This window comes from Lacihabitans lacunae (assembly GCF_042649125.1).
In the GTDB taxonomy this organism is placed as follows: Bacteria; Bacteroidota; Bacteroidia; order Cytophagales; family Spirosomataceae; genus Leadbetterella; species Leadbetterella lacunae.
Genome location: NZ_JBHRYQ010000001.1, coordinates 193,261 through 217,253, shown reverse-complemented (window position 1 = coordinate 217,253; position 23,993 = coordinate 193,261). Strand labels below are relative to the sequence as shown.

The window sequence follows — 23,993 nt, the reverse complement described above, 5'->3', positions numbered from 1 at the left end:
TACCTGGTTTTAGCAGGTATTTACTTTTAGTTTATGCTTTATGAAATACTATTCAAATTATTTTGTCTTGGTAACTTGAGCAGGCTCACAATATCCACCAGGACATGTACAATCTTTGAATGTTAATGTAGCAGTTACATCAATTGTACATCCGAATGAGTTTTTAACTCGAGCGGTGTAGTCTTGACCAGCCGCTGCAGGGTTTGCAAGATTTTGCGGTGTAAAAATACCACTTGCTGGTAAAGAAGCGAATGCAGTTGATGCAGGCGTTCCCGAAAGACCATTGTAAGTTGAACCTACGTTCCATGACACTTGATCTGAGTCCCTAAATCTGTTTAAGATTAGATAACCGTTATTTTGCGAAGCAGTTCCTAAACAGAGTGCACTTACTGGTATAATCGTAGCCACTGGCAATGGATTCACTAAGACTTTCAGCGGTTGCTGTGGTGACTCACATAGTAATGTATCGTATTTTGTAGTCTGCGTTACATAGTACCATGTGGCTCCGGCCATTGCTGTTGAAGGCGTTGGACTCACCGAAGTACCTGTTCCGTTAAAGTAATACTTTAAAGAGTTTGTTGGTAAAGACCTAACTGCTATTAGAGTATCAACCGGTGTTGCATTTAGACAGTAAACTGGTTCTGTTACAGCTGGAGCATCTGGCGTATCTTTGATATACACATCTAGTTTTGCTGAGTCAGACTGACAATTTGATGCTAGATTATACTGCGAAACATAGTAACTAAATGTTCCAATTACTTCTGTAGGAGGTGCTGCATAAGTAGCTGCGGTATCTCTGTCAGTTTTATTTAATCCATACCATATTAATCCATACCCACCTGGTAGAGTTGTGGCCGTGAGCGGGTTGGAAGGATACCCTTCACAATAGGCTATATCTTTAACTGTAGGTAAAGCTGGTTTTTCATCAATCGTAACTTTTAAAGTATCTGGATGGGATTGACAACCGTTTGCATCAACTTGTGTTACAAAATATATAGTTGTACCTGCCGAAACATTTGTTTGAGGTAATGGTCCAACATTATAACCAATTCTTGTGGTTGTATCTGGCTTATCCGTAAATAAATAGGTTGGACTCTTATACCATCTCAATGAATCTGCTGTACCTAAAGCTGATAAACGTTTAGGGTCAATTAATTGACAATACGTGGTATCTATTGCGTTTGGAGGAGCAGGAAGTAAATTTACTACTAAATCTACAGTGTCTTTATTTGAACATCCAATACCGTTAAGCGTGTATCCAGCTGTCACTATATACTGACCTGCATTGACTGGTTGAGCATTCAAAATCCTATCTGAACTGTCTGCATGTGTATATGATGCTGGACCTTCCCATGACCAAGTTATGCCAGGAGTTGGGTTTACCGCAGTGTTAGTAGCCCTAAGGAAAATAGTATCCTCTTGACAAACCGGAGAATTAATAGTAGCTACTGGTACCGGCAATTCGTTCACTTTGTAAATTACCTCTGTGGTATCATTACATGAAGTATGACCTGTTTGAACCGAAATTAATTTGTAATTGTAAACACCTACAGCTTTCGGAAGATTAGTAAGCTTAAGTGAAGTTTGACCAGGAATTGAATCTGTAGTTGGATTACTTAATCCGTTATCGTTATACCATTTGTATTCAAATACACCTTGATCAGATAAAAAAGGAGGCAGAGTTGGTTGAATCCCATACAATGTATTTGAGGTAGTGGTATAACCTAATTGGGTATTCGCTGAACTAATGGTGGTATCTGGTGCACCGAAACATATTACTACGTCAGTAGGTTTTGTCAAAATCGGAGGTAAACCCGGTATAACTTTTACTGGACAACATCCATCAGATGGACATGAGCCTGTAGTTTTTTCATATTTATAATCACCGGGCTTTTTGATAATCAAATGATTAGCAGCTGTTATTTCATAATCTGCAGTTGAACCCGTAATAGCTGTAAAATTAACGCCATTATCCACACTTCTTAACCAAGTTACACCTGTGTAATCCGGAGTAGCTCCCGCTAGTTCAAAAGTAAACTCATCGCCATCACAATAATCTAAGTGGGTAGAAATACAAATTTGTCCCTGATCATCTTCCACTGCTCCAATAGAGCCAGGAGATGAATCCACATCTATTTCGGTCAGAGCAGTATTATATGCGTTAACCTCTTTAATACCTCTCGTAGTGACCGTATAAACCATTTTTAATGTTATGGTGGCTCCTGCTGCGAGTTCACCAATTATCCATTTTTTTGTTGCATCTGAGTAAGTGGTACCCGTTGCTGCAGAATCAGAAACAAATGTTAAACCTGCGGCATAGTTAACCGTAAATTCTACGCCCGTAGCTTTTATTGATCCATCATTTTTAACGTGTACGAATACAGATACATCAGAACCCATAGGTACATCTCCTGCGGGAGTTCTCGTAATTGTGGCCATGATATCCACAAATTGCGGAGTAAATGTCCAGTTTACATACGGAAGATAAAATGTAGAGTCAGTAAAACAACTACCACCTGCATTATATACCCTAACGGTATATGGAGCACCTGGAGCAGAAGTTGGAGTGGGTCTATCTTTAGTTACATAGCCACTATCGAGTGAAGACCAAACATCTGCTGATGCAAAATCAGGACCCGTGTAAGTTGTTCCGCTGGAATATCCAACTTTTAGAGCATTAGAAGGAAGACCAGAAAGTCTAATTTTAGCATTGTTTGCTGTTTCTGACGTCGCATCAACCGTTACAATTGTCATCGCTAATTTAGGATCACAGGCTTGGGCAAAGGTAGAGAAATGGGCAAACAACATGAGGACACTGAGCAAAAGAAGGACCCTCCCGATGCTTTTATCCCTTTCTAAAACAGACCAAGGTCTAATTTTAAAGTAATTGTTTTTCATGATAAAAAGTATTAATTGATAAATTTGTTTTTACTATTTTGATTTATTTATAACTGCTGGTGGACAATAACCTGGTTCACAATCAGAGCAAGAATTTGCAATACTTATGACCTTATCTATCGGACAACCTTCAGCACTTGTTATTCTTATGGTATAGAAGTCATTTACTCCTTTTGCTGGCCCAGCTAAGTCACTTCTGATTATTCCGTTTGAAGGAATTAAAATCGGTGCACTTGCACTAGCTCCGTTATAAGTGTTTCCAGAATTCACTGTGAATGTTTCTCCTACTTTAGATCTTGTTAGGGTTATCATTCCGTTGTTTAAAACACTAGTACCTAAACAAGTTGGGTTTGAAACTAATGGCTCCGTTACTGGGGCTACATTTACTCTAGCTTCTACTACACTTCTATAAGGACTTGTACAGTTTTTCACTGAAACACATGAAGCAAAATAATTTTTACTACCACTTAAGTTATTTGTTACAAAATTCGTACCAGTTAGTAGGATATTTCCAGAAAATTGTTGGTCATACCAATTAATATTTCCATTACAATTTGAAGCTGAAAGACTTAGAGTCCCTGGTCCGCATATTTGAGCTCCTAAAACATTTGGAGGAGCAGGTAAAGGCAGTATATCTACTAGTACAGAATCTTTGGTTTTACATCCGAATGAGTTAGTTACTTCTAAATAATACTTACCGTCATTGAGCGTGCTATCCGCATTTGCTATCACTGGATTTTGAACCGTAGATGTAAATGCTGAAGGGCCATTCCATAGGTAGGTTCCGCCTCCAGTGCTGTTTAGAGTGATATCTGTAGCGGTACAGAACTCCCCACCTGCAATAGTTACAACTGGATTTGGTCTAATTCTGACAATAGCATAATCAGACGAGTCCGTTCCACAGCCATTTCCTGAAGCTGTTGCTTTAAGTCTATAATATGTAGTGCCTGGCGTAGTAGTATTTAGCAACAAGCTATCGTTAGATTCACCCGCAATTGGAGACCAAGAAATCAGGTTGGTAGAACGTAACCACTGAAGCGTAATGTTGCCAGTTCCGTTAGTAATTTTTCCAATTAATAATGTATCTGGACCACTACATAATTCAATATTTGAAAGATTTACGCTTGCTCCCAAGTTTGGCACAACTATTACAGTCGAAATCGCTGAAGTATCTGCACTACAACCATATCCACTTGCCGACGCCACTATTTTATAATAAGTAGTATCTGGCGTAGAAGTGTTTGGTGTATATGATGTTCCGTTAGCACCTGGAATATTAGCCCATGCTAATTTATCACTCGACTTTTGCCATTGATAGCTGATTGTTCCTGTACCTTTTACTGTAGTTGCATTAAGTGTAGCGTCACCATTTTGACAAACCGTGATACTTGGAATATTTACTTCTACTTCTAAATTTGGTACTACTTCAATTTCTGAAACAGCTGAAGTAGCCGACCCACAACCTACGCCATTGGCGGCGGCACGTAATTGATAATACCTAATTCTTGCTTCCTGAGTTGGAATCACTAAACTATCTGCAGTAGCTCCCAATGAGTCTGTAAAGGTTACATTGTCATTAGACACTTGCCATTGATATGTGATATTTCCCGTTCCGTTTGTTGTAGTTGCTTTTAAAGTATATTTAGAATCTGCACAAAGAATCATACTTGGCACCGAGACATTCACTGTTAAGTTAGGTACAACTATAACTTTGCTAGAGTCAGAATCTTGATAATTACAACCCACTCCTACTGCTTGCACACTCACTTTATAATAAACTGTATCTACAATGCTTCCATTTAGATTCAGAGTAGCATTAGTCGCTCCTGATATTGGTGACCAAGAAGTACCATCTTGCGATGATTTCCACTGATACCTTAAAGGTCCATTTTGATTAGTCACCAGGGCATTTAAAGTAATAGTTCCTGTTTGACAAATGACAATATCTGAAAGATTAATATCAGCACCAAGTCTTGGCAATACAGTTATAGTAAATGTCTGGGTATTTCCTGGACACGAATTAATTAATGGGGTAACCGTAATAGTTGCTACTAATGGCGTAGTTCCGTTATTGATAGCTGTAAATGCTGGCAAATCACCATTTCCACTTGCTGCTAAGCCAATAGCAGTGTTATTATTTGTCCAAGAATAACCGGTAGAAAGTGTACCTGTAAATACTTTTGCTGGATAAGTAACATTGCTACAAACCGAATCACTAGCCACCGGATCCATAGTAATTACAGGATTAACTATAATTGTAAATGTCTGTGTATTTCCAGGACAAGCGTTTATTAATGGCGTAACCGTGATAGTTGCCGTAATTGGTGTAGAACCTGTATTTGTTGCGGCAAATGATGCGATGTTACCTGTACCACTAGCTGCTAAACCGATAGCTGTATTGTTATTTGTCCATGAATATCCTGTCGATAATGTTCCAGTAAAATTAATCGCAGGAATAACTTCAGTGTGACAAACTTCCTTGTTTGAAACAGCATTCATTGTGATTACTGGATTAACAATAATTGTAAATGTCTGCGTATTTCCTGGGCAACCGTTTATTAATGGCGTAACTGTGATAGTTGCCGTAATTGGTGTAGCACCTGTGTTAGTTGCAGTAAATGATGCGATATTCCCAGTTCCACTTGCGGCTAAGCCGATAGCTGTATTACTGTTTGTCCACGAATAACTAGTTGCCAACGTGCTTGTAAAGTTAATGGCTGGAATAACTTCGGTATGACACACTTCTTTGTTTGCCACTGGATCCATCGTGATTACTGGATTTACAACAATCGTAAATGCCTGTGTATTTCCTGGACAACCGTTAATAAAAGGCGTAACCGTTACAGTTGCCGTAATTGGTGTAGCACCTGTATTTGTTGCTGTAAATGATGCGATGTTACCTGTACCACTAGCTGCAAAACCGATAGCTGTATTGCTATTTGTCCATGAATAACTAGTTGCCAACGTGCTTGTAAAGTTAATGGCTGGAATTACTTCTGTATGACACACTTCTTTGTTTGCCACTGGATCCATTGTGATTACTGGATTTACAACAATCGTAAATGTCTGGGTATTTCCAGGACAAGCGTTTATTAATGGCGTAACCGTGATAGTTGCCGTAATTGGTGTAGTACCTGTATTTGTTGCAGTAAATGATGCGATGTTACCTGTTCCACTTGCAGCTAAACCGATAGATGTATTGCTATTTGTCCATGAATAACTAGTTGCCAACGTGCTTGTAAAGTTTATCGCTGGGATAACTTCAGTATGACAAACTTCTTTGTTTGCCACTGGACCCATCGTGATTACTGGATTAACAATAATCGTAAATGTTTGCGTATTTCCTGGACAAGCGTTTATTAAAGGCGTAACCGTTACAGTTGCAGTTATTGGTGTAGCTCCTGTATTTGTTGCGGTAAATGATGCGATGTTACCTGTACCACTAGCTGCTAAACCGATAGCTGTATTACTGTTTGTCCATGAATATCCTGTTGGTAATGTTCCTGTAAAGTTTATCGCTGGGATAACTTCAGTATGACAAACTTCTTTGTTTGCCACTGGATCCATTGTGATTACTGGATTTACAATGATCGTAAATGTCTGTGTATTTCCTGGACAAGCGTTTATTAAAGGCGTAACCGTTACAGTAGCTGTAATTGGTGTAGCTCCTGTATTTGTTGCCGTAAATGATGCGATATTACCAGTTCCACTTGCGGCTAAACCGATAGCTGTATTGTTATTTGTCCATAAATAACTAGTTGCCAACGTGCTTGTAAAGTTAATCGCTGGGATAACTTCAGTATGACAAACTTCTTTGTTTGCAACTGAATTCATTGTGATTACTGGATTTACAATAATTGTAAATGTTTGCGTATTTCCAGGGCAGCTATTTATCAAAGGCGTAACCGTAATAGTTGCCGTAATTGGTGTAGCACCTGTATTTGTTGCCGTAAATGATGCGATGTTACCTGTACCACTAGCTGCTAAACCGATAGCTGTATTGCTATTTGTCCATGAATATCCTGTTGGTAATGTTCCTGTAAAGTTTATCGCTGGAATAACTTCAGTATGACACACTTCCTTGTTTGACACTGGATCCATCGTGATTACTGGATTTACAATGATCGTAAATGTTTGGGTATTTCCTGGACAAGCGTTTATTAAAGGCGTAACCGTTACAGTAGCTGTAATTGGTGTAGAACCTGTATTTGTGGCAGTAAATGAAGCGATATTACCAGTGCCACTTGCAGCTAAACCGATAGCCGTATTGCTATTTGTCCATGAATATCCTGTTGATAATGTCCCTGTGAAGTTTATCGCTGGAATAACTTCAGTGTGACAAACTTCCTTGTTTGCCACTGGATCCATCGTGATTACTGGATTAACAATAATTGTAAATATCTGTGTATTTCCTGGACAAGCGTTTATTAAAGGCGTAACCGTTACAGTAGCTGTAATTGGTGTAGAACCTGTATTTGTTGCCGTAAATGATGCGATATTCCCAGTTCCACTTGCGGCTAATCCGATAGCAGTATTGCTATTTGTCCATGAATATCCTGTTGGTAATGTTCCGGTGAAGTTTATCGCTGGGATAACTTCGGTATGACAAACTTCTTTGTTTGCCACTGGGTCCATCGTGATTACTGGATTAACAATAATTGTAAATGTCTGTGTATTACCTGGACAACCGTTAATTAAAGGCGTAACCGTTACAGTTGCCGTAATTGGAGTAGAACCTGTATTTGTTGCTGTAAATGATGCGATGTTTCCTGTACCACTTGCTGCTAAGCCGATAGCTGTATTACTGTTTGTCCATGAATATCCTGTTGGTAATGTTCCTGTAAAGTATATCGCTGGGATAACTTCGGTGTGACAAACTTCTTTGTTTGCCACTGGATCCATTATGTTAGTAGGGTTAACATTTACCGTAATTGAAAAACTTACGGTATTACACGATTGACTATTAACTGCGGTTAAGTTAAATGTTACACTGCCTACATTTGAACCTGTATTTACTAATGAACCTGTACTAAACTGAGTTTGGGGATTACTTTCTGCACTTGCACCTGTTATTCCACCAGTAATAGTACCCAATGTCCAGGTATAGGTCGTTCCTGCGATATTGCTGGTTGGCGTTACTGCCGTTACACTTGCTCCTGAACAAATCACTGCTGGATTGCTAAGTGATGCTGTTAATGTTGGCTGTATCGTTACTGTTACCGTGAAGGTCACCGTGTTACATGCCGCTGCATTTGTGGCTGTTACTGTATAAACTGCGGTTCCGTTTGCTGCTCCTGAATTACTTAGGGCTCCAGTCGAGAATTGGGCTACGCCTACTGCTTGAGCTGCTCCACCTGTTACGCCTGCACTCATCGTTGGCAAGGTCCACGTATAGGTCGTTCCTGAAATATTGCTGGTTGGTGTTACTGCCGTTACACTTGCTCCTGAACAAATCACTGCTGGATTGCTAAGCGATGCGGTTAGTGTTGGCTGTATCGTTACTGTTACCGTGAATGTTACCGTATTACATGCCGCTGCATTCGTTGCCGTTACTGTATAAACTGCGGTTCCGTTTGCTGCTCCTGAATTGTTTAAGGCTCCTGTCGAGAATTGTGATTGAGCGGTTGCTTGTGCCACACCTCCGGTTACGCCTGCACTCATGGTCGGTGCGGTCCACGTATACGTCGTTCCTGCGATATTGCTGGTTGGTGTTACTGCCGTTACACTTGCTCCTGAACAAATCACTGCTGGATTGCTAAGTGATGCGGTTAGTGTTGGCTGTATCGTTACTGTTACCGTAAATGTTACCGTATTACATGCGGCTGCATTCGTTGCCGTTACTGTATAAACTGCGGTTCCGTTTGCTGCTCCTGAATTACTTAAGACTCCTGTTGAGAACTGAGCCACGCCTGTTGCTTGTGCCACACCTCCTGTTACTCCTGCACTCATCGTTGGTGCGGTCCACGTATACGTCGTTCCTGCAATATTGCTGGTTGGTGTTACTGCCGTTACACTTGCTCCTGAACAAATCACTGCTGGATTGCTAAGTGATGCGGTTAATGTTGGCTGTATCGTTACGGTTACCGTAAATGTTACCGTGTTACATGCCGCTGCATTCGTTGCCGTTACTGTATAAACTGCGGTTCCGTTTGCTGCTCCTGAATTACTTAGGGCTCCTGTCGAGAATTGAGCTACTCCGGTTGCTTGTGCCACACCTCCTGTTACGCCTGCACTCATGGTCGGTGCAGTCCAGGTATAGGTCGTTCCTGCGATATTGCTGGTTGGCGTTACTGCCGTTACACTTGCTCCTGAACAAATCACTGCTGGATTGGCTAAACTTGCTGTTAATGTTGGCTGTATCGTTACCGTTACCGTAAATGTTACCGTGTTACATGCCGCTGCATTTGTGGCTGTTACTGTATAAACCGCGGTTCCGTTTGTTGCTCCTGAGTTACTTAAGGCTCCTGTCGAGAATTGAGCTACTCCGGTTGCTTGTGCCACACCTCCTGTTACGCCTGCACTCATGGTCGGTGCAGTCCAGGTATAGGTCGTTCCTGCGATATTGCTGGTTGGTGTTACTGCCGTTACACTTGCTCCTGAACAAATCACTGCTGGATTGGCTAAACTTGCAGTTAATGTTGGCTGTATCGTTACCGTTACCGTAAATGTTACCGTGTTACATGCCGCTGCATTTGTGGCTGTTACTGTATAAACCGCGGTTCCGTTTGTTGCTCCTGAGTTACTTAAGGCTCCTGTCGAGAATTGGGCTACGCCTACTGCTTGAGCTTCTCCACCTGTTACGCCTGCACTCATGGTAGGTGCGGTCCACGTATAGGTCGTTCCTGAAATATTGCTGGTTGGTGTTACTGCCGTTACACTTGCTCCTGAACAAATCACTGCTGGATTACTAAGTGATGCGGTTAGTGTTGGCTGTATCGTTACGGTTACCGTGAAGGTTACCGTGTTACATGCCGCTGCATTGGTGGCTGTTACTGTATAAACTGCGGTTCCGTTTGCTGCTCCAGAATTGCTTAAGGCTCCTGTTGAGAATTGGGCTACGCCTACTGCTTGAGCTGCTCCACCTGTTACGCCTGCACTCATGGTAGGTGCGGTCCACGTATAGGTCGTTCCTGAAATATTGCTGGTTGGTGTTACTGCCGTTACACTTGCTCCTGAACAAATCACTGCTGGATTGCTAAGTGATGCGGTTAGTGTTGGCTGTATCGTTACGGTTACCGTGAACGTTACCGTGTTACATGCGGCTGCATTCGTTGCCGTTACTGTATAAACTGCGGTTCCGTTTGCTGCTCCTGAATTACTTAGGGCTCCAGTCGAGAATTGGGCTACGTCTACTGCTTGAGCTGCTCCACCTGTTACGCCTGCACTCATTGTCGGTGCGGTCCACGTATAGGTCGTTCCTGCGATATTGCTGGTTGGTGTTACTGCCGTTACACTTGCTCCTGAACAAATCACTGCTGGATTGGCTAAACTTGCAGTTAATGTTGGCTGTATCGTTACCGTTACTGTAAATGTTACCGTGTTACAGGCTGCTGCATTCGTTGCAGTGATGGTGTAGGTCGCTGTTCCGTTGGCTGCTCCTGTATTACTCAAAGCTCCAGTTGAGAATTGTGCTACTCCGGTTGCTTGTGCCACACCTCCTGTTACGCCTGCACTCATCGTTGGTGCGGTCCACGTATAGGTCGTTCCTGCGATATTGCTAATTGGTGTTACTGCTGTTACACTTGCTCCTGAACAAATCACTGCTGGATTGCTAAGCGATGCGGTTAGTGTTGGCTGTATCGTTACTGTTACCGTGAATGTTACCGAATTACATGCGGCTGCATTCGTTGCCGTTACTGTATAAACTGCGGTTCCGTTTGCTGCTCCTGAATTGCTTAAGGCTCCTGTCGAGAATTGAGCTACTCCTGATGCTTGGGCCACACCTCCTGTTACACCTGCACTCATCGTTGGTGCGGTCCACGTATAGGTCGTTCCTGCGATATTGCTGGTTGGTGTTACTGCCGTTACACTTGCTCCTGAACAAATTACTGCTGGATTGGCTAAACTTGCAGTTAATGTTGGCTGTATCGTTACCGTTACCGTAAATGTTACCGTGTTACATGCCGCTGCATTCGTTGCAGTGATGGTGTAGGTCGCTGTTCCGTTGGCTGCTCCTGTATTACTCAAAGCTCCTGTCGAGAATTGAGCCACGCCTGTTGCTTGTGCCACACCTCCTGTTACGCCTGCACTCATGGTCGGTGCGGTCCACGTATAGGTCGTTCCTGAAATATTGCTAGTTGGCGTTACTGCCGTTACACTTGCTCCTGAACAAATCACTGCTGGATTGCTAAGTGATGCGGTTAATGTTGGTTGTATCGTTACGGTTACCGTGAACGTTACCGAATTACATGCGGCTGCATTCGTTGCCGTTACTGTATAAACTGCGGTTCCGTTTGTTGCTCCAGAATTACTTAAGGCTCCTGTTGAGAATTGTGATTGTGCGGTTGCTTGTGCCACACCTCCTGTTACACCTGCACTCATGGTCGGTGCGGTCCACGTATAGGTCGTTCCTGAAATATTGCTGGTTGGTGTTACTGCCGTTACACTTGCTCCTGAACAAATCGTTGCTGGATTGCTAAGTGATGCGGTTAGTGTTGGCTGTATCGTTACGGTTACCGTGAATGTTACCGTGTTACATGCCGCTGCATTCGTTGCAGTGATGGTGTAGGTCGCTGTTCCGTTGGCTGCTCCTGTATTACTCAAAGCTCCAGTTGAGAATTGTGCTACTCCGGTTGCTTGTGCAACACCTCCTGTTACGCCTGCACTCATGGTCGGTGCGGTCCATGTATACGTCGTTCCTGCGATATTGCTGGTTGGCGTTACTGCCGTTACACTTGCTCCTGAACAAATCACTGCTGGATTGCTAAGTGATGCGGTTAGTGTTGGCTGTATCGTTACGGTTACCGTGAATGTTACCGTGTTACATGCGGCTGCATTGGTTGCCGTTACTGTATAAACTGCGGTTCCGTTTGCTGCTCCTGAATTGCTTAATGCTCCAGTTGAGAATTGGGCTACGCCGGTTGCTTGTGCCACACCTCCTGTTACTCCTGCACTCATGGTCGGTGCGGTCCAGGTATAGGTCGTTCCTGCAATATTGCTGGTTGGCGTTACTGCCGTTACACTTGCTCCTGAACAAATCACTGCTGGATTGCTAAGTGATGCGGTTAATGTTGGCTGTATTGTTACCGTTACCGTGAAGGTCACCGTGTTACATGCCGCTGCATTGGTGGCTGTTACTGTATAAACTGCGGTTCCGTTTGCTACTCCTGAATTACTTAAGGCTCCTGTCGAGAATTGTGATTGTGCGGTTGCTTGTGCCACACCTCCTGTTACGCCTGCACTCATCGTTGGTGCGGTCCACGTATAGGTCGTTCCTGCGATATTGCTGGTTGGTGTTACTGCCGTTACACTTGCTCCTGAACAAATTGTACTCGGATTAGAAAGCGATGCTGTTAGTGTTGGCTGTATTGTTACTGTTACGGTGAACGTTACCGTGTTACATGCGGCTGCGTTTGTTGCCGTTACTGTATAAACTGCGGTTCCGTTTGCTGCTCCTGAATTGCTTAAGGCTCCTGTTGAGAATTGTGATTGAGCGGTTGCTTGTGCCACACCTCCTGTTACACCTGCACTTATGGTCGGTGCGGTCCACGTATACGTAGTTCCTGCGATATTGCTGGTTGGTGTTACTGCCGTTACACTTGCTCCTGAACAAATCACTGCCGGATTGCTAAGTGATGCAGTTAAGGTTGGACGAATCGTTACGGTTACCGTGAATGTTACCGTGTTACAGGCTGCTGCATTCGTTGCAGTGATGGTGTAGGTCGCTGTTCCGTTGGCTGCTCCTGTATTACTCAAAGCTCCAGTTGAGAATTGTGCTACTCCGGTTGCTTGTGCCACACCACCTGTTACTCCTGCACTCATGGTCGGTGCGGTCCACGTATACGTCGTTCCTGCGATATTGCTAGTTGGCGTTACTGCCGTTACACTTGCTCCTGAACAAATCACTGCTGGATTGCTAAGTGATGCGGTTAGTGTTGGCTGTATCGTTACCGTTACCGTAAGTGTTACCGTGTTACATGCCGCTGCATTTGTGGCTGTTACTGTATAAACTGCGGTTCCGTTTGCTGCTCCTGAATTACTTAGGGCTCCAGTCGAGAATTGGGCTACGCCTATTGCTTGAGCTGCTCCACCTGTTACACCTGCACTCATCGTTGGTACAGTCCATGTATAGGTCGTTCCTGCGATATTGCTAGTTGGCGTTACTGCCGTTACACTTGCTCCTGAACAAATCACTGCTGGATTGGCTAAACTTGCAGTTAATGTTGGCTGTATCGTTACGGTTACCGTAAATGTTACCGTATTACATGCGGCTGCATTCGTGGCTGTTACTGTATAAACTGCGGTTCCGTTTGCTGCTCCTGAATTGTTTAAGGCTCCTGTCGAGAATTGTGATTGAGCGGTTGCTTGTGCCACACCTCCTGTTACACCTGCACTCATGGTCGGTGCGGTCCACGTATACGTAGTTCCTGCGATATTGCTGGTTGGTGTTACTGCCGTTACACTTGCTCCTGAACAAATCACTGCCGGATTGCTAAGTGATGCAGTTAAGGTTGGACGAATCGTTACGGTTACCGTGAATGTTACCGTGTTACAGGCTGCTGCATTCGTTGCAGTGATGGTGTAGGTCGCTGTTCCGTTGGCTGCTCCTGTATTACTCAAAGCTCCAGTTGAGAATTGTGCTACTCCGGTTGCTTGTGCCACACCACCTGTTACTCCTGCACTCATGGTCGGTGCGGTCCACGTATACGTCGTTCCTGCGATATTGCTAGTTGGCGTTACTGCCGTTACACTTGCTCCTGAACAAATCGTTGCTGGATTGCTAAGTGATGCGGTTAGTGTTGGCTGTATCGTTACGGTTACCGTGAATGTTACCGAGTTACATGCGGCTGCATTCGTTGCCGTTACTGTATAAACTGCGGTTCCGTTGGCTGCTCCTGAATTACTTAGGGCTCCTGTTGAGAATTGAGCCACGCCTGTTGCTTGTGCCACACCTCCTGTTACACCTGCACTCATCGTTGGTGCGGTCCACGTATAGGTCGTTCCTGCGATATTGCTGGTTGGCGTTACAGCTGTTACACTTGCTCCTGAACAGATCACTGCTGGATTGCTAAGTGATGCGGTTAATGTTGGCTGTATCGTTACTGTTACCGTGAAGGTTACCGTGTTACATGCCGCTGCATTGGTTGCTGTTACTGTATAAACTGCGGTTCCGTTTGCTGCTCCTGAGTTACTTAAGGCTCCTGTTGAGAATTGTGACTGAGCGGTTGCTTGTGCCACGCCTCCGGTTACGCCTGCACTCATGGTCGGTGCGGTCCACGTATAGGTCGTTCCTGCGATATTGCTGGTTGGTGTTACTGCCGATACACTTGCTCCTGAACAAATCGTTGCTGGATTGCTAAGTGATGCGGTTAATGTTGGCTGTATCGTTACGGTTACCGTAAATGTTACCGTATTACATGCGGCTGCATTCGTTGCCGTTACTGTATAAACTGCGGTTCCGTTTGCTGCTCCTGAATTGCTTAAGGCTCCAGTTGAGAATTGAGCTACTCCGGTTGCTTGAGCTGCTCCACCTGTTACGCCTGCACTCATGGTTGGTGCGGTCCACGTATACGTCGTTCCTGAAATATTGCTGGTTGGTGTTACTGCCGTTACACTTGCTCCTGAACAAATCACTGCTGGATTGCTAAGTGATGCGGTTAGTGTTGGCTGTATCGTTACGGTTACTGTGAATGTTACCGTGTTACATGCCGCTGCATTGGTAGCTATTACTGTATAAACTGCGGTTCCGTTTGCTGCTCCTGAATTGCTTAAGGCTCCAGTTGAGAATTGTGCTACTCCTGTTGCTTGTGCCACACCTCCTGTTACTCCTGCACTCATGGTAGGTGCGGTCCAGGTATACGAAGTTCCTGCGTTATTGCTGGTTGGCGTTACTGCCGTTACACTTGCTCCTGAACAAATCACTGCTGGATTGCTAAGTGATGCGGTTAGTGTTGGTTGTATCGTTACTGTTACGGTGAAAGTTACCGTGTTACATGCCGCTGCATTCGTTGCCGTTACTGTATAAACTGCGGTTCCGTTTGCTGCTCCTGAGTTACTTAAGGCTCCTGTCGAGAATTGAGCTACTCCGGTTGCTTGTGCCACACCTCCTGTTACCCCTGCACTCATGGTCGGTGCGGTCCACGTATAAGTCGTTCCTGAAATATTGCTGGTTGGTGCTACTGCCGTTACACTTGCTCCTGAACAAATCACTGCCGGATTGCTAAGTGATGCAGTTAAGGTTGGACGAATCGTTACGGTTACCGTGAATGTTACCGTGTTACAGGCTGCTGCATTCGTTGCAGTGATGGTGTAGGTCGCTGTTCCGTTGGCTGCTCCTGTATTACTCAAAGCTCCAGTTGAGAATTGTGCTACTCCGGTTGCTTGTGCCACACCACCTGTTACTCCTGCACTCATGGTCGGTGCGGTCCACGTATACGTCGTTCCTGCGATATTGCTAGTTGGCGTTACTGCCGTTACACTTGCTCCTGAACAAATCACTGCTGGATTGCTAAGTGATGCGGTTAATGTTGGCTGTATCGTTACGGTTACCGTAAATGTTACCGAGTTACATGCGGCTGCATTGGTTGCCGTTACTGTATAAACTGCGGTTCCGTTTGCTGCTCCTGAGTTACTTAAGGCTCCTGTCGTGAATTGTGATTGTGCTGTTGCTTGTGCCACACCTCCTGTTACGCCTGCACTCATTGTCGGTGCGGTCCACGTGTAGGTCGTTCCTGCAATATTGCTGGTTGGCGTTACTGCCGTTACACTTGCTCCTGAACAGATCACTGCTGGATTGCTAAGTGATGCGGTTAATGTTGGCTGTATCGTTACTGTTACCGTGAATGTTACCGTGTTACATGCGGCTGCATTGGTTGCCGTTACTGTATAAACTGCGGTTCCGTTTGCTGCTCCTGAGTTACTTAAGGCTCCTGTTGAGAATTGGGCTACGCCTACTGCTTGAGCTACTCCACCTGTTACGCCTGCACTCATCGTTGGTGCGGTCCACGTATAGGTCGTTCCTGAAATATTGCTGGTTGGTGTTACTGCCGTTACACTTGCTCCTGAACAAATCACTGCTGGATTGCTAAGTGATGCGGTTAAGGTTGGACGAATCGTTACTGTTACCGTGAAGGTCACCGTGTTACATGTCGCTGCATTTGTGGCTGTTACTGTATAAACTGCGGTTCCGTTTGCTGCTCCTGAATTGCTTAAGGCTCCTGTCGAGAATTGGGCTACGCCTACTGCTTGAGCTGCTCCACCTGTTACGCCTGCACTCATTGTCGGTGCGGTCCACGTATACGTAGTTCCTGCGATATTGCTGGTTGGTGTTACTGCCGTTACACTTGCTCCTGAACAAATCACTGCTGGATTGCTAAGCGATGCAGTTAATGTTGGCTGTATCGTTACGGTTACCGTAAATGTTACCGTGTTACATGCGGCTGCATTGGTTGCCGTTACTGTATAAACTGCGGTTCCGTTTGCTGCTCCTGAGTTACTTAGGGCTCCAGTCGAGAATTGTGATTGAGCGGTTGTTTGTGCCACACCTCCTGTTACGCCTGCACTCATGGTCGGTGCGGTCCAGGTATATGTCGTTCCTGCGATATTGCTGGTTGGTGTTACTGCCGTTACACTTGCTCCTGAACAAATCACTGCTGGATTGCTAAGTGATGCGGTTAGTGTTGGCTGTATCGTAATAGCAAAAGTAAAAGTAGGGCCAGTACAACCATTTGTAATTGGTGTTACCGTATAGGTTACTACTCCATTTGAAGTTCCTGAATTTGTTAAAACGTCTGTAATAGGACCCGCTGATGCTGTTGCATTGTTATTATTACCAGAAATACTACCCAAAGTTGGAGTAGTTGTCACTGCAGAAGTCCAAGTATAGACAGTTCCTGCAATATTTGAAATTGGAGCTCTACTAAAACTTGCTCCTGAACAAATAGTCAGCGGACCAGGGTTTGTAATTATTAATGTAGGTTGGACAGTTATAGCAATTGTAAAGGGTGTTCCATCACAACCGTTAGCTACTGGAGTAACCGTATAGGTTACTACTCCATTAGTAGTTCCAGTATTTGTTAAAGTCTGGGTAATTGGTGCCGCAATTGGAGTAGTAACATTTGAGTTACCACTAATTGACCCACCAGTAGGAGCAGTTGTAACTACTTGTGTCCATTTATAAGTGGTACCCGAAATATTCGAAGTTGGGGTTCTACTAAATGGAGCACCTGAACATATAGTCTGAGGGCCAGGGTTAGTAATAACTATTGTAGGCTGTACTGTAATAGCAAAAGTAAACGGTGTTCCATCACATCCATTTGCAACTGGAGTAACCGTATATGTTACAACACCGTTTGTTGTTCCTGAATTGGTTAATGTCTGAGTTATTGGTGCTGCTGAAGGCGTTAAATTATCAGAAAGGCCAGTTATAGCTCCACCTGTTGGTGTGGTAGATACAACTGCTGTCCACATGTATGTGGTACCAGTAATGTTTGACGTTGGAGTTCTACTAAAGCTAGTGCCTGAACAAATTGTAAGAGGACCTGGATTTGTTATCACTATCGCTGGGCGAACCGTAACATCAAATGTAAAATTAGCCCCTGCACAAATTCCATTGTAAGGAGTCACTGTATATCTTATAACTGCACTTGTAGTCGAAGTATTTGTAAGGGTTTGGGAAATAGGCCCTGCAGTTTTAGTCGCATTATTCGAATAACCTGAAGCTGTGCCAGAAACCACACTTGTGGTCCATGTATAAGTTGTTCCTACGATATTTGTGGTTGGAGTAACCGAAAAAGGCACACCAGTACAAACCGTAACACCAGCAGCACTTGCCACAGGCAAAGGAGTAACAGTAACTTGCGTTGTATTTGTTGCCGAACAATTGTCTTTGTCTCTTGCTGTAACTTGATAAACCGTAGTTACACTTGGAGAAACGGTAGCTGAAGCAGTTGTACTTGTAGAGTTTGTCCATGTATAGGTGTACGGTGCTGTACCTCCACTTCCTACCGCCGTTAGTGTGGTAGACGAACCTGCACAAATAGTAAGTGGTGGTGTAATACTAACCGCAACTGGAGGTACAATAATTTTGGTTATTGAACTTGAAACGGAACACTGAGCATCGCCAACGGTAGCCGCAGTTGTAGCCAATCTGATTCTGTATAATTTACCACTTAAAGCTGAAACTATAGGAGTTGGTAAGTTAATAGAGACATTCATTGTAGTTCCAACAAATGTACCTGTTAATACTCCCGTAACATCAGACCATGTTACGCCGTTATCATTACTTTCCTCCCATTTATAATATTTATGTTCTAGATTCGGGTCCGTAATGGTAGCATTAATAGTTTCATTAGTTCCGCCCAAACAAGCAATTGATTCTCCATTTAAAACAATATTTAATGGACACTTACTTACTTTAATATCATCAATAATAAAGTTGTTACCAAAACCACCTGGTGCTACGTTACGAATAGCAAATAATGCAGAGGATGTATTGGCTCCTGTTTTAAATGAAAATCCGAACTTTTGCCAAGCTCCACCCGTAACATCACCTGATTGTGCTCTAATAATTCCATCAATAATAAATGAAACATTAGGTTGAATTGTAGAGGTAGGAGAAATATTTTTAAGCCATGCTGTAAAATTATATTGTGTATTCGGACATAAATTATTAATCACTTTTTCGGTAACAATGTTAGGTGTGTAACCCGCATTGACTACCATCATATAACCATTTACGTCTCCCGGTGTATGATCCTCGTATAATACATCCCACCATCCTGAAGCCTGATTTGAGAAAGCACTTGTTCCATTACCATCGCAATCAGTATTGTTAGTGATTGAATAAAACCCATCCCAAGGAGCATAACAAGTATAGTTTGAATACCCATATTGTGTTTCAACATAAACAGGACCATTTTCATTTGCACCAGACCCAAAGTCTCCATTAGGAAATAAATTTGGCACTGAGCTGTCATCACAAAGAGCAGGTGCAATACAAGCAGCTCCCGTATTTGGAACCGTCACATACCTATCTGCATAACAATACTGCCCATTTCTTGTCACTTTTACATAGTAAGTTCCGGGAGCTAAACCCGTTATGGTTCTGGTTGGACTTAAAGTTGATACATTGACTGGTGTAGAATTCAATGTAGTAATCCAAGTCACCTGATCGGTTCCAAGCACATTTGAAGATAATTGGATCGAACCGTTTGTAGCATAACAACCATTTGCACCTGTTACAGTCTGACTCGTAAAAAATGAGCTCTCATTTGAAACTAATGTAATATTTACGTTTTTACAAACATATTTCGTAGCATAATCTCTAACAAAGAATAAATAATTACCTACTCCTAAACCTGTAAAGTCATTATAGTTTGTTGAATAACCAATTCTTCCTCTAAACCAATTTATACCATCTATACTTGTTTCATAGTCTGTTGTTGCTGTAACTCGTACATACCCGTTGGTATTTGAACATGAACTCGGATTTACTGGTACAATTATATATTGTCCATTACAAATATTATTACAGTTAGTTAAAACTGTCATATTGGTGGTGGCTGTATTTGTACACTGGTTTGCCCCAGTTGCAGTTACCGTATAAACTCCTCCACTAGATCCGCTACTCGCTAATACTAAAGGATTTTGTTGTGTACTCGAAAATCCGTTTGCACTATTCCATTCATATCCTGTTATTACAGTTGGTGTGGTTGGGCTTGGTATCGCATTCAACTTAAATACTGAACCTACGCAATGTATACCCGTATTCGTAACAGAAAGCGTTGGCCTTGGTAAGATAGTAATCGCTGTTATATTAGAAGTGGCAGGATTACATCCGTTTCCTGAAGCATTTACTACTACTCTATAGTACCTAGTATTTAAAGTACCAGTAGGTAATACATAAAAGCTATTAGTAGCTCCTGAAATATTTGTATAAGTTCCTCCTGATGTAGTTGCAACCTGCCATTGATAGGTAAATGGCCCAACACCGTCAGAAATATTAGAATTAAGTGTATAGTATCCATTTTGACAAACAATGGTATTAGATGGATCTATGGTTACCGTTGTTTGAGGCACAATGTTTAAAGTTTGCTCAGGCGAGTATTGAAATTGGCAATTATTTCCTGAGGTAGAAACCCTTAATCTATAGTAAATTACTTGAGCAGTAGTGGTAGGCGGCGTATAGTTTATTGACGTTGCTCCCGAAACATTTGACCATGAACCACTTGGAGAAGTTCTAAATTGCCATTGATACGATACTGTTCCAGTAGTACCAGTTACTCCACCTTGTAACTGAGTAGAACCACTGATACAGACTGTTCCGTTTGTAATAGTGGCCGTAACTACGTGCGGATCAAAAGTTTGTATTTGAACTGGCCCACCATTAAATAATCCACAAGAACTAAAGTTTCCTACTACTCTGTAGTACATGCTTCCCACCACATTATTAGTTGGGGAAAAAGATGATGCCGTAGCACCTGAAATATCACTCCATACTCCTAAATCAGGAGAACTTTGCCACTGTAAAGTATATGAACCACTTGATCCTGTTACCGCGGTTGTTAATGCTTGTGTTCCATTTAGACATAAACTCGTGGTTGGTGGAGTAGTAGAAATTGTGCCTGGAACCAATACAGTGAATAGATATGAACTGGAAATAGCATACGAGCACCCTATACCTGACATATACGCAATTACTCTAAAATAGTAATTTCCTGCAGTACTTGAGGCAGGCGTGTAAGTTTGAGAGGTTGCTCCCGATATGTCTGTCCATCCTGAACTACCGTTTGCTGAGCTTTGCCACTGATAGGTTATAGTTCCTGCTCCATTTGACACATTTGCAGACAATGCCAGTGGAGTACCTAAACAGGTTACGTTTCTAGGTGCAACCACCGTAGCACTCGGTGTCAGTACTACTCTTACTTTAAAAACATTTGAAATACCGTCTGAACATGCCCCATTTCCACCAGAAACTACAAGTCTATAAAAATAAGAACCTGGTGTTAAAAATGAATTTGTGTATGTAGTAGATGTTGCTCCAAAAATATTTGACCACCCACTTGAACCATCAGTAGACTGCTGCCATTGATAATTATAAGTACCACTTACGTTAATCGATGAATTTATGGTTGTGCTTCCATTGACACAAATTAAACTATCAGGAGTAGTAACTGTTACTCCTGGGGTATTGACCACATTTATAGTTACATTGGCAGTGGCCGTACAGCCCGCATTATCAGTAACTGACAATGTATAGGTTCTTGTATTGGTTGGAGAATAAACAGCACTTGAATTTGTTCCTCCACCATTGCTCCAACTGTAGGTATAAGGGGCTTGACCTTGGGTACTTCCTCCCGAAACCGTAATGTTCGTACCTGCACATGACGTCACATCTGGAGACATGGTCAAGCCTAGCAAAACATTATTAGATGTTAAAACTGTAGTAGGCAATGTAGCCACACATTGTGTACCTGAGCCCCACCTTGCCCTTAAATTATAAGTTCCTATAGGTAAATTCGAAACTGTATATGTACCCGCATTATCATTTACAGAATAAGGATATGAAGATCCTCCATTTATACTAAACTGTATTTGAGTTTGATTTGGGTTATCCGGAAATGTAAAAGTTATGGTACCATCACTTTTGCCGCAAGTTGGGTCTGTTGTAGTAATAGTAGCCGTCGGATTTGCCACTACTCCAACAGAAGTGGTATATGTATTCGAACAACCACTTTTGGTTACTACCAAAGTATATATTCCTGCGTGATTTGCCGTAATATTCGAAATCGTAGGGATCCTAGCAGTAGATGTAAAACCTAAAGGTCCTGACCAACTATATGTAGCACTTGAAACCGAAGCGGCGGTTAAGGTTAAAGAACCTCCTTCACATACAGGTGAGTTGGAACTCGCACTTGAGGTAAATGAGGAAGGTTGGTTAACTGTGATATTTGCAGTAGCCGTACAACCATATGTGTCTTGCAAAGTAACAACATAGGTTCCTACAGCCAAATTATCAAATTGTCCAGATGACTGAAATGCTCCGCTTCCTATTTTATATTGATAAACAGGGTCGGTAAGTGAAGCAGGAATAAAAGGTCTAATAACATTTGGAGGCAAAATCTCGCTAGGAGCTGTAGTGGCTTCACCAGGTTTAGACCACCCTATAGCGAAGTTGTCGCCACCACCGCCTTCTTTTTGAATACCTTCTATATAATAAATTTGTCCTGCAACTAAATTTATTCCTACCGATTTTTGAGAAGCATATTTATTCCACTGCTCTTCTGCAGTATAGCCAGATACTGATGCTATCAAACTTCTGTTCGCTGCTGAACTATTTGTGCTTAACCAAAGCTCACTGGCATCATCAGACGAAACCCAAAAATAATAAGTACCCGATGTGCGAGGAACTATATATCCTATTATACGTGATCCATAATTATCGAGAAAATTAGTAGGGGCTTTAGCTGATCCTAAATAACTCGAACTTAAAGGATTATTTGGATAATTTGAATTTGAAGTCAAATTACTTACACTACTTCCCGCAATATTATCCCATATTTGATACGTAATATTTCCAGAACCTCCATTTCCAAGTGTACCTACAGCAGATATACTTCCGTTATTGGCACCAAAACATGTTAAATCAGTTTTTGATAAAGATACTGACGGAGGCAAACAAACTACAGCTATTGGGTCTACATTTATAGTTTTGGTAACACTTACTGAGTACCCATTTTTAGTAACCGTAAGGGTATAGGTACCCGAGTTTACCAACTGTACATTAGGTATCACAGGGTTGGCCTGCGTGCTTGAATACCCATTTGGACCAGTCCATAGGTAGGTTACTGGTGTATTTTCAATAATAGAGACATCGTCTAAGGCATAATCATTTCCACTGGAGCCACCAATTAAGTTGTTAATTGAAAATGTGACATTTCCAGTAGTAGTTGCTGTGTAAGTTGTGGATAAATTTAACCAGTTATTTGCTTGCCCCGTAATGGAAGACCCAATAGCCACGCCGTTGGCATTCCATTGAATCTGAGCACCGCCCCAAAAGTCTCTCATCATCACCGAAAGATCATAGGAATTACCTGCCACCACACTTACAGTAGTATACCAAATCCTAGAATTTGCAGGTGTAGGAGCATCTACGGCCATCAAATTTCCATTTCCAAAACTTATATCATTAAAACTAGGGGCCCAACTAAAAATATCTCTTGGATTGTTTTCTATTGAATATCTTCCGTATGAATAATTAGTAGAAACATCTGTTTGGAATCCATTATCTCCATTGGTAAAATTACCGTTGGGTGCATCATCAAACATCATGTTTGAAAAAGCACCAGTTGCAGTCAAGGCCAGCGAGCTTCCTTGGGTTACATTTGATGGAGAAGTAATATTATAGTTAGTAACTACTTTTGAAATAATATTTGAGACGCCTTCAAAAGCCCCAGAACCTCCACTATTTCGTGTAAGCCTTCTGTAGTATGTTGTTTGAGTAATTGTGTTTGGCGGATTATAAGTTCTTTGGTTTGTATTTGTCATTATTACAGTCCAATTTACCAAATCCGTGCTGTACTGCCATTCGTATCTGATAGTACCTCCTGTACCCGTAGCACTCGATACACTTGTAATATTCCCAGGAACAAACGGCCCGTTGCTTACTTCGTTTCCGGCAATCTCTCCGGCGAAGTTTATGGGAGCTGGTGCTGAAGTGGTCGGAGTGCTTTTTTTATCTTCTGCCTGAGCTGTGTATACAAACAAGAAAACCCACATTATTGCCAATGTAGGGAGCATATTTATATGCCTAAATGGGTTTAAAATTTGTTTACGTAAAATTAGCACCTATACTTTCCTATTTTCTAATAATTTTTCAAGTGAAAAAATCACTTAAAATGGATTTAAAATCATTATTAATCGGTGGCAAAAACTAT

2 protein-coding genes are annotated in these 23,993 nt (G+C 42.7%); both read right to left on the bottom strand.

Features of this window, described 5'->3' with window-relative positions; all coding sequences use genetic code 11:
• Positions 1-57: 57 nt before the first annotated feature.
• Positions 58-2,898: a DUF11 domain-containing protein gene (locus ACFOOI_RS00730; RefSeq protein ID WP_379833839.1), complete on the bottom strand. Its 2,841-nt coding sequence runs from the start codon at positions 2,896-2,898 to the stop codon at positions 58-60.
• Between the two features lie 33 nt (positions 2,899-2,931).
• Positions 2,932-23,856, bottom strand: coding sequence for a beta strand repeat-containing protein (locus tag ACFOOI_RS00725; protein ID WP_379833836.1), 20,925 nt, complete (start codon positions 23,854-23,856; stop codon positions 2,932-2,934).
• Positions 23,857-23,993 lie beyond the last annotated feature (137 nt).

Bases quoted from the DNA above. Each gene is read 5' to 3' on its own strand.
- ACFOOI_RS00725 (WP_379833836.1), bottom strand. From the start codon at position 23,856: ATGCTCCCTACATTGGCAATAATGTGGGTTTTCTTGTTTGTATACACA.
- ACFOOI_RS00730 (WP_379833839.1), bottom strand. From the start codon at position 2,898: ATGAAAAACAATTACTTTAAAATTAGACCTTGGTCTGTTTTAGAAAGG.